Origin of the sequence: Enterococcus sp. 4E1_DIV0656, from assembly GCF_002140695.1 — a bacterium.
Classification (GTDB): domain Bacteria; phylum Bacillota; class Bacilli; order Lactobacillales; family Enterococcaceae; genus Enterococcus_D; species Enterococcus_D entomosocium.
The window spans coordinates 1537870-1552754 of sequence record NZ_NGLF01000001.1; the positions used below are offsets into that span (position 1 = coordinate 1537870).

Genomic DNA, 14885 nt, shown 5'->3' on the forward strand with positions numbered 1-14885 from the left:
TTTTTTGTCGTTTGAAACGGTTCATGCGCAGGATCGTTTGCGGCAAATAAAAGGTGTGAAGATCAGTTGAGAACAGTTGCATGGAAAATAGGCAGTCATAGTTGAGAAATCCAATGCCTTGCGTTCTTACTGTGTTCATAGCAATAGCGTTTTGGCGATCAGCACTTCAATCCTAGGTTCTTGAAGGTGGCAAGCCTTGGTTTCTATTCACACTTCGAAAAGATACCTGAACGCACTCTTTCAGCGATCTTTTAAGGTTAAGGAGGAAGCTTATGAAGGATTCGTTAAAGAAATTTATGGAAGAAAAAATGCTGCCATGGGGAATGAAAATTGGCGGTGAAAAGCATCTGGTTGCCATCCGTGATGGACTTGTCACCACGATGCCTTTGATTATTATCGGCTCCATTTTTGTTATTTTATCTAACGTTCCATGGGAAGGCTTTAACCTATTTGTTACGAGTATTTTTGGCGGGGAATGGCGCAGCAAATTAGACTTTGTCGTTCAAGTGACCTTTGGTGTGATGGCGCTGTTCAATTCCTTTGCTATTGCGTATAGTTTAGCAACCACTTACCGCGTCAGCGGTTTATCTGCCGGTGTATTGGCAGCGTCGGTTTTTCTTTTAGTCACTCCGATTGAAGATGGCGGCATTCAAATGTCTTATCTTGGTAGCCGCGGGCTGATCGTAGCAATCATCACTAGTCTAATCACGGCGGAGATTTTCCGATTATTCGTACAAAAGAATATCGTGATTCGCATGCCAGAAAACGTTCCCCCGGCGGTCAGTCGCTCCTTTATTGCATTGATCCCCTCATTCTTTTGCCTCTCGCTTTTCTGGGTGATTCGTTTATTAGTGGAATCATTCGGCAACACGAATGTTCATGATCTGCTGTACAGCCTTGTGGGACAACCTTTATCGATCATTGGCGGAGGCTTTATAGGTGGTCTATTTGCCATTATGTTTACGTCATTGTTTTGGTCAGTGGGCATCCACGGTTGGGACTTGGTCTTGAGCGTCCTGCAGCCGACATGGATTCAAATGATCGATGAAAATCGGATCGCTTTTCAAAACGGCGAAACGATTCCGCATATCATCAATTATACCTTTATGAATACCTTTGTCTGGATTGGCGGTAGTGGGGTGATTTTGGGCTTGGCGATCTTGCTATTAGTCAGAAGTAAAAGTAAGTATTTAAAAGAGTTGGGGAAACTCGGATTTCCATCAACGGTTTTTAATGTCAATGAACCCATCATGTTTGGGTTGCCTGTTGTCATGAATCCATTGATTTTGTTCCCATATATTCTGACGCCGGTCGTGTGCTATGTCATCTCTTATACGACAGTTGCCATGGGGATCGTCCAACCTGCCGTCGTTTTGGTTCCCTGGTCGATGCCGCCAATCATCGGCGGTTATCTAGCCACAGGCGGACATATTTCGGGGGCAATCTTACAGCTGGTGAATCTGACGGTTTCTATCGCCATCTATTATCCATTCTTCAAAATGCTAGATAATCGGACATTAGCCAGTGAACTCGGTTCAGAAAGTGGGGCATAAAATGAAGACAAAACGATTATTGAATTGCACGGCAGCTGATTTTAAATCATTTGATAAAGACCAACTATTGGAAAGTATCCGAGGAAGTGCCGGTCGGACGATCGTAGCAGAAAATGATGTCCAAATCGATCCGATGTCTAGAGGAATCACTAATGCTGAATTCGTCGCTGCATTTGGGGCGGATTTGATTTTGCTGAACCTATTTGATTTCGAAAACGGCGCTATCAAAGGATTACCGACAACGGATGACCCCATTCGCTTTTTGCAGTGCTTAACGGGGCGGCCTGTTGGGGTCAATCTTGAGCCTGTCGACGATTGTGCGGAGCAGATGGAACAGTTGACAACTATCGCTACAGGGCGTTTGGCAACAAAAAAAAACATGGCTCGTGCAGAAGCACTTGGATTTGATTTTATCTGTCTGACAGGAAATCCTTCAACTGGCGTTTCAAATAAAGAGATCACAGCGGCAATCAAACAAGCAAGAGCCATTTTCTCTGGGATCATTATTGCTGGAAAAATGCACGGAGCTGGTGTCAATGAACCCGTGTTAGATGAAGAAATTGCGTCTGCGTTCATTCAAGCTGGAGCCGATGTTATTCTTGTACCCATTGCGGGCACGATTCCTGGGCTGAGTGAACAACACATGAGTGATCTAGTGGCCTTTATCCACCAAAAAGAGAAGTTGGTCATGGGCACCATCGGTACTACACAGGAAGGTGCAGATACAGGTACGATCCGTGCCTTGGCATTGACTAGCAAACGTGCCGGCTGCGACCTTCATCATATCGGAGATGCAGGTTTTTCTGGGACCGCTGATCCCGAGAACATCTTGCAACTATCCATCGCCATCAGAGGCAAGCGCCATACCTATCACCGAATGGCCGTCTCAGTGAACCGATAGGTGGAACAAATCGGCACATGCCTATGAAATGCAAGAAGTGTTAGAAGAATTTTTCGTTGAATGTTGAATAATGAAGCAAGACCGAAACAGAGAGTGAGTTCTTTGTTTCGGTTTTTTATAGTGAGTAGCATTGAAGTGTGGATAAAGTGTTTTTATAATAAATCTATCGGAGGTGCGTATGTTTAAGATAGGTGAATTTTCAAAGCTCTCTCAAGTGAGTATCAGAATGTTGCGTTACTATGATGAGATGGGTCTATTAAAGCCCGATAGGATTGATACGTTTACTGGTTATCGACTGTATTCGGCTGTTCAATTGCCTGAACTCAATAAAATACTCTATTTGCGTGATAGCGGCTTTAGTGTAGCAGAAATTGCGGTGTTGCTGAAAAACCAAGAGCAGGACTTCCTTGCAGAACAATTAGAAAGAAAAAAAGATGAAATTGAGACAACTATAGAGGCGGAAAAACAAAAATTAATCAAACTAGAAGTAGCTAAATTAGAATTGACGAAGGAACGAACAGAGCGCAATTATCAGGTCACAATGAAAGCAGTCCCGAGTTATCATGTGCTCTCCCTTCGCAAAGTCATACCAAATTATTTTGCTGAAGAGGAACTGTGGAGAGAACTAGCCACTTTTATGGAGCTTCATAAAATAAAGAATTTCGGACAATCATTTTCGATTTATCACGACCAAGAGTTTAAAGAAAAAAATGTCGATGTTGAATTGTGTGTGCAAGTGAAAGCAGGCCTGCAAGTAGATTCCAAAGTATTTTCTATCTACGAAACGGAGGCAGTGCCAATTATGGCGTGCACGATGGTGTACGGTGCATTCTCCAACATAGCCAACGTCTATTTGTCCTTGGCTGAGTGGCTACAAGAACATCCTTATTACCAAATGGACGGACCAGACAGGCAAATCGTGCATCGCGGTCCTTGGAATGAGCAGGAGGAAAGCAATTATTTGACTGAAATACAAATACCACTCATAAAACGATGAGTAGCAGATTTTTTCTATTTTCTCTTGACTCTCACATTGTGTCAGGCACTATTCTAAGAGCACAAAGAGGAAATGGAGGAAAGAAAATGACAGAATATAAACTACAACCGATCGGAATCATTCAAAACAATGAGGACGGATGCTTGCTCAAGCTAAAGAAAGAATATGTTCCAGCTTTGGCAGGGATTGAAGGATTTAGTCACCTTCAATTAGTATGGTGGTTCAGTGATTTTGCGGATGCAAAGTATCGAATGATTTTGGATGCTGAGCAACCCTATAAACATGCGCCTGAAAAAATGGGGATATTTGCTACGAGATCACCCATCCGACCAAATCCAATTGCATTAAGTGTTGTTCAAGTATTATCAGTCGATGTTGAGAAAGGAATTCTTTCTATTCCTTATATTGATGCAAACGACCAAACGCCACTAATAGATATCAAACCGTACACACCAAGTTTGGATCGAGTAGAAGTGCCCAGAGTTCCTTCCTGGTGCCATCATTGGCCGAACAGTTTAGAAGAATCTGCTGATTTTAATTGGGAAAATGAATTTAATTTTTAGAGGATAAAAAATAGAGGAATCAATCGGTAGATTGTTGGCGCAACAATGAAAATTTAAGAAATGTCGATGTTCGATTCAAGTAAAGAAAAAACGCGGTTTGTTTTTAAGGGACATCCTCCGCTATAATTGGGGGGAACATTAGGAAGAGCGAAAGGAGTACACCACATGCTAACAGGCAACAAAGTCACTTTAACCCCTGCGGAAATCAAAGATAAAGAAGCGGTCTATCAATGGTGTTTTCACTCTGAAACCACAAAATATCATTCCGGACCACCTTCTTATCCTAATGCACCGATCGCCACTGAAGCAGAGTTTTTTGAGGACTATCAAGAGTATTACTTTACTGGTGCCCAACCGCAAGATGGCAGAGGCTTTTTGATTCTACATGCAGGTGAACCTATTGGCTTTATTAGTTACTCCTCGTTTCATCTAAAAGACGGCATAGCAGAATTGGATATCTGGTTGAATCGAGAAGGTCATTGTGGTAAAGGATTTGGTACCGATGCGATCGTCACCCTCGGTGATCATTTACATGAAACATTCGACATTCAAAAATTGATGATGCGACCATCGAGAAAAAATATCCCTGCAGTCAGATCTTACGAAAAGGCTGGTTTTACGCAATCTACCCAAGACCTTGCTGACTATTTGTTGGAAGAGTATCTTGCTTTATATGCCGAAGGGGATTATGGGGCAGAAGAAACGGTGACATTGATCAAAACGTTTCCGTCAACTGTAGTGAGCTGATCTGGCTGATCTGGCCGATCTCTAACATTCGGCTTCAAACGATTAAAGGTTATTTCATGAAAACAGTCCATTTCACTTTGCAAGCAAGGGGAAATGGACTGTTTTTTACCTTTTAGCAATTTAAGGTCATTCAAAATACTCCTTCTTCGCTCTATCTTCTAACTTCGTTCGCACTCTAAATTCCTTCCTATACAATAGTTATCGAAAAATTGCATAAGCCCTCTATCCTTGCTATTCCAACATTGAGAACAAAACATAAAATAAACATAGTTTTTTTGCAAAATTCCGAGAAACAGCGAGAATGTTTGTGCTATAATGGTCGCTCACTGTAAAAATTCAATAGAATCTGGGAGGGTATAGCATGCAGGAATACATTACGATCCACAACGCCAGGCAGAACAATTTGAAGGGCTTTGACTTGAAGATTCCCAAAAGAAAAATCACGATTTTCACGGGTGTCTCTGGTTCTGGCAAGTCATCGATCGTCTTTGACACGATCGCACAAGAAGCTGGTCGACAGCTGAATGAGAACTTTTCGAAATTTGTCCGCAACTTTTTGCCAAAATACAGCCAGCCCGATGCCGATGCCATCGACAATCTTTCGATGGCGGTAGTAGTTGATCAAAGCCGTTTAGGCGGCAATTCCCGCTCCACATTAGGGACGATCACGGATATCAACCCCTTGATCCGCTTGCTTTTTTCTCGTCTTGGTCAACCGTATTTAGGTCCTGCATGGAATTTTTCCTTCAATGACCCTCATGGGATGTGTCCCACTTGCGAAGGGATTGGGCGGATCGTCGGGTTAGATTTAGAAAAGGCACTGGATCTTGAAAAGTCCTTGAACGAAGGGGCGATCCTGCTTCCTGGCTACAAAGTCGGCTCTTGGCTACTGAAGTCCTTCACCAATACGGGCTTTTTTGACAATGACAAGCCGTTGAAAGAATATAGCGAAGAGGAAATGAACCGCTTTTTGTATGTCCAAGGAGAAAAAATCGATTCCTTGTATATGGAAGGCATGAGTTCCACCTATGAAGGCTTAGTCGCTCGTTTTAATCGCTCCAATATCAAAGGTGGCAATGAAAGCTCCGCTGCTACGCAGAAGAAAATCGCTTCTTTCATGAATGAGCAGAAGTGTCCTGACTGTCAGGGAAAACGATTCAATCCACAAGTACTCGCGTGTAAAATCGCGGGCTATTCGATTGCGGACGTTTTGGCGATGCAAGTGGATGAACTATTGACGGTTCTTCAAGAAATCTCGGAGGAGAGTGTCCACCCCCTGCTTCAAAACATCCAAGCGAGAATCACTGATCTGATCAATATCGGGTTGGATTATGTTTCCTTAGACCGTGAAACAACGACGCTTTCTGGTGGGGAAAGTCAGCGGGTAAAAATGGTCAAACACTTGTCTTCTAGCTTGAACGATGTGATCTACATTTTTGATGAACCGAGTATTGGGCTGCATCCAAGGGATGTCCACCGATTGAATGAATTGTTAGTCAAACTACGGGACAAAGGGAACACCGTCATCGTAGTGGAGCATGATCCAGATGTCATTAAAGCAGCCGACCATATTATCGATGTTGGTCCTAAAGCTGGAAAAAATGGCGGCTATATTACTTACGAAGGAACCTTTGAAGGTTTGCTGCGCTCAGATACACTGACTGGCAAAGCCTTTGGACAGATGGTGGATTTCAAAGAAGCCCCTCGCAGAAGCCAACAGTTTATCGAAACGAAAAAATCGACGCTGCATAACTTGAAAAATACAGCACTGCGGGTGCCATTAGGGGTATTTACGGTGGTGACCGGTGTCGCTGGTTCTGGAAAGAGCAGTTTGGTAAATGGTGTTTTTGCCAAAGAATACCCTGAAGCCATTACGATCGATCAATCAGCGGTGGCGGGGAATATTCGCTCTAATCCTGCAACCTATTCAGGAATCATGAATGACATTCGCAAGTTGTTTTCGCAAGAAAACAAGGTTTCAGCAGGTCTTTTTTCCTACAATTCCGAAGGTGCTTGTGAAACATGTAAGGGCCACGGGACCATCAAGATGGAGCTGTCCTTTATGGATTCCGTCGAGGTTTTGTGTCAGGCCTGCGGCGGCAAACGGTTTAAAGAAGAAGTCTACCAGTATCGCTTGAAAGGCAAGTCGATCGATGAAGTCCTTGCCATGAGTATCACGGAAGCGGTGGAGTTTTTTGAGGAAAAAGCGATTCAAAGAAAACTAAAACAGATTTTGGCTGTAGGTCTAGGATACATGACCCTCGGACAGCCATTAAATACCTTGTCTGGCGGTGAATGCCAACGACTGAAGTTAGCAAAAGAATTAAGCAAAAAAGGCAATATCTACATTATGGATGAACCAACGACCGGATTGCACATGGCAGACATCAAAAGCATCTTGGCGATCATCGAACGATTAGTGGAAAAAGGCAACACGGTGATCGTGATCGAACACAACCTTGAGGTCATGAAAGCAGCGGATTGGCTGATCGATGTCGGTGTTGATGGTGGAATTCGTGGTGGTGAAATCTTGTACGAAGGAACCCCAGACCAACTGATCAATTGTCAATCGTCGATTACTGCGCAGTATTTATTTTAACGAAAAAACCAAGACTAGCCGTAAGCAGCTCTTTTCATCGAGTGTTGCTTGCGGCTTTTTTCATTCCATCGAAGAAGCGATTACAAGTTAGAAAATAAAATTCAGAACGCTATTTTTTTCATTATTAGTAGGTTTTTTGATAAAAATACTGTAAATTTGAGTATATAATTACCAAATAGTGGTCTATTTATGTAATAGTATAGAAAAGAATCTCTTGAAAAAGGAGTGGAGTGGATGAGAGAGCTGCAATTGGCCTTCATCAGCAACCGCACAACCGCGCGGTTGTTTCGGCTGTTGAGTACGATTGAGCGAGATCGGGTGTTTACGATTGGCGACTTAGCTGAGCGCAATCAGGTAACTCAGCGGACGATTGCCAATGATATCAAATACATGAAAGAATATTTTGGGGACAGTATAGTTCTTGTTTCCGGCAATAGCGGGTTTGTTTTCGAAGAGAAAAAGCCTACAGAATATCAAAAAAGAAAACAAAGTTTGTTAAAAAATGAATGCTTATTTGAAATTATCGGGAATATCTTTCATGGCAAGTTAGCTAAGGTGGATGAGCTAGCACATCATTACCATTTTTCAGAGAGTACATTTCGGCGCTTACTTAATCAGCGCAACCCTATTTTGAAAAGCTATGGCTTACAATGGACCTCCAATCCTTTAACGATTGAAGGAAGCGAAGCCAACTTACGTAAGTTTTTCAAAGATTTTTATTATGAAGGGGTCGAAACGATCTATACATTGGTCCCAGACCAAGCATTGCATGACTTGATTTTAGGGCAATTGGATGACAAGTTCGGCTATTATGAAATCGGATCTGGGGCGACCCCCGCAGCGTTTTACTATACGTTTTATATTGCCATCAAACGCGCGAGCCTTGGCTATCATATCACTGTGCCCAAAGAACTGGTCAGGCAAGCGTATAAAGGGAATAGTTTCGCCAAACTTTATTCCTTGAAAAAAGGCATTGAAGAAATCTATCAGACCCAGTTGCCCAAAGAAGAATTTGCTTGGATTTACTTGGTCACCCTGTGTAAGCGAACCTTGGATCAAGAAGAACGAGAGCAAAAATTTTACCGTCAGTTTCATCAAGGTACAGCGATTGCAAACGTGGCCGAATTGTTTCTGCAGAACCATGATGTGCCCAAAGAGCAAGCCATTACGGTTGCAACATTTTTACGTTCTTTCTTTTTATCGAGGAAAATAAACCATGCGATTGCGCCGGTTTTGAACAAGGAAATGGATGATATCAAAGAAGTGATCATGCGTTCCAACAGCGAGAATTATCAAAAGAACTTACAATTTCTTAAGGAGCAGAGCAAAAAACTCTCTTTGTCTAGTGCTTACTTAGAAGATATCTGTGTCAGTTTAACAATTTATAGCGAGTTGATTTTCGATTATTACGCACCAGCAAAAACCATTTATTTTCTCCTAGAAGGAGATCATTTTGTGTGCCAGCACATTCAAACTCGAGCAATCCAGCGGTTTGGCAGCAAGCACGAGTTGACCTTTGTGCAGCTGCAATATTTAACAAAGAAGACGCTAAATGGATCACATATTGATTTGATCGTGACCAATTACAATCGCTATCTCGTCGATTACAAAGTCAAAACAGATTATTTATTATTAAAATCTCTTCCAGATGATCGAGATTGGGAACATCTTGAACGGAAAATAAACCCGTATCAAAAACCGCTTTTTTAAACCCATTCCCGTACCTTTCACACAGTGAAAGAGGTAGGTTATTTATTCATCTATTTCAGGTGTTTATGAAAATAATGATTTTCTTTTGCTAAAGGACCACGCTATTCTTAGTTTAGTAAGGACCTGTCTCTTATACACATCTAGATGTGTATAAGAGACAGATATCAACCCCTTGATCCGCTTGCTCTTTTCTCGTCTTGGTCAACCGTATTTAGGTCCTGCATGGAATTTTTCCTTCAATGACCCTCATGGGATGTGTCCCACTTGCGAAGGGATTGGGCGGATCGTCGGGTTAGATTTAGAAAAGGCACTGGATCTTGAAAAGTCCTTGAACGAAGGGGCAATCCTGCTTCCTGGCTACAAAGTCGGCTCTTGGCTACTGAAGTCCTTCACCAATACGGGCTTTTTTGACAATGACAAGCCGTTGAAAGAATATAGCGAAGAGGAAATGAACCGCTTTTTGTATGCCCAAGGAGAAAAAATCGATTCCTTGTATATGGAAGGCATGAGTTCCACCTATGAAGGCTTAGTCGCTCGTTTTAATCGCTCCAATATCAAAGGTGGCAATGAAAGCTCCGCTGCTACGCAGAAGAAAATCGCTTCTTTCATGAATGAGCAGAAGTGTCCTGACTGTCAGGGAAAACGATTCAATCCACAAGTACTCGCGTGTAAAATCGCGGGCTATTCGATTGCGGACGTTTTGGCGATGCAAGTGGATGAACTATTGACGGTTCTTCAAGAAATCTCGGAGGAGAGTGTCCACCCCCTGCTTCAAAACATCCAAGCGAGAATCACTGATCTGATCAATATCGGGTTGGATTATGTTTCCTTAGACCTGTCTCTTATACACATCTAGATGTGTATAAGAGACAGCCTTTCACACAGTGAAAGAGGTAGGTTATTTATTCATCTATTTCAGGTGTTTATGAAAATAATGATTTTCTTTTGCTAAAGGACCACGCTATTCTTAGTTTAGTAAGGACCACGCGTGATACACTTACAGTTTTTTTCGTCTCAATAACCTTCGTTTTTAAGAAATCGGAACTCGTATGTAGATATTATTTTACAAAAACCCAATCTAACAACTTTCTTCAGACATTTGATTCGTCCAAATGTCTTTTTTTGTCGTTCCCCCAAAAACGAAGAATATTGAGACAACTTTGTGTGAAAAGGAGGAGGCTGTTTCTTAGCTTCAACCTTCTTGACGCACCAAAGACTTGAAGAAAGGAGGATATGATGAAACTACTTACATTGTTTTCTGCAGTATTCCTACTAAGCAGCACGGCGGTCAACACGACGCTGGCGTTCCAGCAAGTTGCTTATGCAGAAACAGAGTCACTTTCTGAAGAGACGCAACACTCCTCAACTGAGGAAACCACTAATTCTGCTGATCGATCGGAAGACCAAGAAACAACCGAAGAAAGCAGTGAAGAACAATCTTCTTCGGAAGCCACGGATGATTCCACGACAGCTAGCCAAGAAGAAGCAGAGGAAAATGAAGCACTGCCCGAAGCAGAAACGCCAGATAGCTCAGAAGATGAAGCGGAAACAGAAGCTGAGAATGAGCAAGTCGAAAGGTTTGATGCTGAAGCTTCAGCGGTCGCATTGACTGTAGCAAGTGAGGCGCAATTGCGGGCAATTTTACTTGGGGAATCCTTCACCGATGAAGATGGCACGGAGTATCATTACGAAGAAATCGCCAATGATCAATCCTTGGTGCTTACTTTTGCCAACAACTTGGCATTAACTGAGCCAATCAGTGGTATCCAACGGGCAGACGTTACTTTTCGTAGTCAAGATACACCTGTGATCGTTTCGCAGACGGCGGCAGAGAACCTGATGCAGTTTGCGGCACCTGTTCAACTGACTTGGCGAGGGGTGCAACAACAAGGCATTCAGTCGGCGCAAGGGCTGGCTCAAACAACTGGGGCTTCAACGATTACCTTTGAAGATACCCAACTGGAGCTGACCACTACCGCAGGACGCGTGGTGAATAACAACCAAGCACATCTTCATTTCAAAGGAACCAATGTGGTGACGACAGCGACGTCTTCCATTCCAACGTTATTCACGGCTGAAGGACTCTTGGTCGAAGGCCAATTGACGATCAATCATCGCTCATCAAATGCCACACCAATCTTTGAAATGAATCAAGTAGCAGTCGCTAGCCAAGCTGAAATTTCTGTCACCCGAAGTACCAACAGCAATACTGGCACTGTCTTTCACATGACAGGTACCGCAGCAAGCCTTGATTTTGGTCAAGGAAGTATGACCACGATTCGCCAATCTGGCGCAATGGTTTCCCTACCAAATGCCAATCAAGATAGTCGGTTGACGCTAGCAACCGGGGCAACACTAGATGTTGGCACGGGACAGGGGCTTTCTGGTAATTCCACCAGCACGCTAGGCGAAGTAAGGTTACAAGCAGGGAGTCAGTTAAAACTATCTGAGTACGGGACGGTCAGCGGGACGCCCGCCATCAATGTCGGACACCGCTTCATCGTTGAAAATAGTACCGCGGACCAACCTACCATTATTGAAGGAACGCGGACGGGCACAACGACCGGAGCTTTTATCCAGCTCCAAAGTGCAAATTCCTCCATCGATTTTGGGGAGAATACACAAACGCGAATATCGCAGCATGGACCGATGTTTACGGGTTTGGCTAGTACCACGATAGTGATTCAAGACCACGTGAAAATGAACAATCAGCATAGCAACGGGTTTAATGGCAACGTAGCAGTCAACAGTATTGCGATTGGTGATCAGGTGGATATAACCATAAGTGAACCTAGTAATGCCACTGTTGGTCAAGCGTATCGAACCTTTTTCGCAACGTCTTCGGTTCAAATCGGAAGTCATACAACAATTGACGTGCCGAGAACGCGAACGACCTCTTCAGCAAGTACATCGAATGTCGTCATCGGCTTAGCATCAAGCAACGGGAAAATCACCATTGGTGACTATTCTGAAATAGCCGTGAACCAGCGAGGGGCGTTTGTCAACGCAAGTTTGTCCCATGTCACTTTAGGGAAATACTCAAAACTAACGGGCGTATTAGGGAATGGTTTTACCGCTGGAACGATGGTCGATCAATTTGAGCTGCTTGAAGGGGCTGAAATCAATGTTGCTGAGCATTCAACGAGCACAGCAGCCAATTCTTTTTCCGTGCAACGACGTTTCTTCCTAGGAGAAAAAGCAGCGATCAATTATTCTCGCACATCATCAGCAGCCAATCCTTTCATTGCACTGGGTTCAACGTCGACGGCTTCACAATTTTTGTCAGAAGCAAATGCAACCATCACCCTCAATCAAGTAGGACCATTGGTGACTGGTCGCAGCACAACAGATATCTATATTGGTGAAGCAAATACGATCAGCCTACAAACCGCACAAGGCTTTACCGGTGGTACCTCATCTGCTGCTTCTTCAACCATTCGCCGGTTGCATGTGGGCGATCACTCCGAAATCACCGTTTCTGGACGAAGCAATGCAAATGTTGATTTTTTCCGGTTTAGAGAAGAAATCAAACTAGGTCGTGAAGCGGAAGTAACGGTCAATCATACAACGCGACAAGCTGCACGAGCCGTTTTTCGTTTAACCTTGGCGAATTCGAAATTTACGATGGAAGAAGGAAGTAAAGTCGAAGTTGATACTGGTGGACGATTTCTACAGGGAGTCGGAACAACAGATCTGTTATTCGGCGAAAATTCCTATACGAGAATAAACGCTGCTAGAGGAATGACAGGAAACACCACTGTTCGTTCAGTTACGCTTGCGCAACATGCTGAAGTACATTTGACAGAGCCAACAACGACGGCGATTCAAAATTCAGCAACAAGTCAAAATTATTCCAGAATCCGAGTATCACAAAGAGTGGAGTTGCAAGACAATGCTACCATGACGTCAAGAAGAGATCGAACGACTTCAGATTCCCGATTTATTTGGTTGACTGCTAGTAATTCATTTGTTCGGATTGGTAAAGGGGCTACCCTCGACGTGGATCAATCTGGAGGAATCTTTAGAGTAACGACTTCCTCTAATTTCATTCTCAATGATGAGGCAACATTTAAAGGTGTTGCGAGAGGTTTAAATACTCAGGCGGGAGGCAATGCCTCAAGCAATCATTCGAATTCATTTGCGAATATCACAGTAGGGGCCAGAGCTAATTTTTCCATGACCGATAATCGGACAGGCATGGGAACATCGGCGGAATTTATCAATCGCCCGTTAGTCAATGTGCGGAATTCATTTTCGGCAGGAGAAGATTCTACGGTTGTATTGGAAACCATAAGAAATAAATCTGAAGTTCTTTATTTCAGACTTGCCAATGCACGATTGAATATAAACAATGTGAATTTGTTTGAAATTAGTCATCCTACGACAAGAACTGGTCAAGCCAATGCGCAATTGCAGCGTTTGATCCGATCTGCACAAAATACGGTTGCGAACGGTTTGAGAATCAATGTTGCGAGTCAAAAATTAGCAGTTTGGGAAAATGCTTCTTTAGATGAACCAACAGAAGAATTTATCAATATTTCCGGAACGATGCGAATCAATCGAAATGGGGGGAATACATTCCCTTATGGCGGCACAGGAAATGGCGAAGCGCGTTCCAGATTACTGAGTGGCGAGCAATTAGAGGGTTCTTTGGAAAGTCTGGAAAAACAAACGGACATTTACCAAGTGATTGCTAAGAATAACTTCAATAAGATTCGTTTTTCAGAACCAGAAGGCCTCATTGCCCGAATCGATGCATTGAGTGATCAGTCGACTGAAATCACTGGTTCCATGTACGAGGATACCGATGTCACCTTGATCTCCTATACAAATACCGATGGAGAAATCGTCGAATTGGACAAAAACTCTGAACGAATCGAATGGGGCGACTATCGGGATGAAAATCAGCTGTATCGCTATTTCCGCATTCCCTTAAGAGAAAATGAGCGATTGGAAACAGAGACAGAAGTGTCGATTTTCTTATCGAAACCTTCGATTGAGACCTATGTCGATGTGACCGCTCGTCAAACCGTGATTAAAGGTGTGAATTTTGAAGCATACAATATCACTTTAGATCGCTATAAAATTAATGAATTAAGCACGCAAGAAGAATTAGATGCTTTGATCCTTCAAGAAAGTCGCGCGCAAGCCGTAAATGTGTTGACGGAAGCGGATATGACGGATGACTTTCGCATCGTAGAAACGGATCTTACACGAGAAGTGGACGAAGACGGCAGTTACTTCGCTGTTCTTGAGGTGGGGAATAAAGCCTACCAGATGACCATCGGTATCGATGTGACATCGAAACTGGAGCATATGCGAGTGACGATCCCGACCAAAATGGTCTTTGAATCCTTGTACAATACGGCGGAATCGAATCGTAATTTTGAAAGCCAAGCGTATGAGATCCGCAATCAATCGCCACTTGCTGTGGATACCTATATCAATCAATTGGCGATCGATGATCCTGCCGGAATCGTCTTGTTAGAAGAGGGAGAAGATCCCCTCGATTACGCTGAAAGTGAAAGCGAAGAGGAAGACCCAACCCTTACTTATGACGATATCTCAACCCCGCTGTTGCGATTGAACCTAAAAACGGAAGAAACCCAGATTCAACTCTATGAAGCGATGGAAGAACAACACTTGGTTCGCTTAGAAGAAAGAAGCCGCGTGCCGATTTCTTTAACGGGGGATTTCTATGGGGACTATCCCCAGTGGGTCGTTGATTCAGAAGCCGATCAAGGCGGGTATTATGAAGACTTGCTTGTACCGAATTATCGCATCGTCTTACGCTTTGTTCCACGAGACTAAGAAA

General features: G+C 43.3%; 9 protein-coding genes. All 9 read left to right on the top strand.

What is annotated here, in order from left to right; all coding sequences use genetic code 11:
- Positions 1–272 precede the first annotated feature (272 nt).
- The 9 genes from celB (at position 273) to A5882_RS07360 (ending at position 14881) form a co-directional block, all read left to right on the top strand.
- On the top strand, positions 273–1553 hold the full coding sequence (gene celB, locus A5882_RS07320; RefSeq protein ID WP_086372601.1) for a PTS cellobiose transporter subunit IIC: 1281 nt from the start codon (positions 273–275) through the stop codon (positions 1551–1553).
- Position 1554: 1 nt separating this feature from the next.
- A complete protein-coding gene (locus A5882_RS07325; protein ID WP_035006566.1) occupies positions 1555–2454 on the top strand; it encodes a hypothetical protein in 900 nt (299 codons plus the stop codon).
- A 178-nt stretch (positions 2455–2632) separates the two neighbouring features.
- Positions 2633–3451 (top strand): MerR family transcriptional regulator, encoded by an 819-nt coding sequence (locus tag A5882_RS07330; protein WP_016612447.1) that lies wholly within the window; start codon positions 2633–2635, stop codon positions 3449–3451.
- Positions 3452–3537: 86 nt separating this feature from the next.
- A complete protein-coding gene (locus tag A5882_RS07335; protein WP_034872811.1) occupies positions 3538–4014 on the top strand; it encodes an SAM-dependent methyltransferase in 477 nt (158 codons plus the stop codon).
- Positions 4015–4179: 165 nt separating this feature from the next.
- Positions 4180–4761, top strand: coding sequence for a GNAT family N-acetyltransferase (locus A5882_RS07340; protein WP_016612449.1), 582 nt, complete (start codon positions 4180–4182; stop codon positions 4759–4761).
- Positions 4762–5122: 361 nt separating this feature from the next.
- Positions 5123–7360 (top strand): excinuclease ABC subunit UvrA, encoded by a 2238-nt coding sequence (locus A5882_RS07345; RefSeq protein ID WP_086372602.1) that lies wholly within the window; start codon positions 5123–5125, stop codon positions 7358–7360.
- Positions 7361–7594: 234 nt separating this feature from the next.
- On the top strand, positions 7595–9070 hold the full coding sequence (locus A5882_RS07350; RefSeq protein WP_016620737.1) for a helix-turn-helix domain-containing protein: 1476 nt from the start codon (positions 7595–7597) through the stop codon (positions 9068–9070).
- Between the two features lie 172 nt (positions 9071–9242).
- Complete coding sequence (locus A5882_RS07355; RefSeq protein ID WP_086372603.1) at positions 9243–9926, top strand: hypothetical protein; 684 nt, start codon at positions 9243–9245, stop codon at positions 9924–9926.
- 377 nt (positions 9927–10303) lie between these two features.
- Positions 10304–14881: a hypothetical protein gene (locus A5882_RS07360; protein ID WP_086299088.1), complete on the top strand. Its 4578-nt coding sequence runs from the start codon at positions 10304–10306 to the stop codon at positions 14879–14881.
- Positions 14882–14885: the final 4 nt, after the last annotated feature.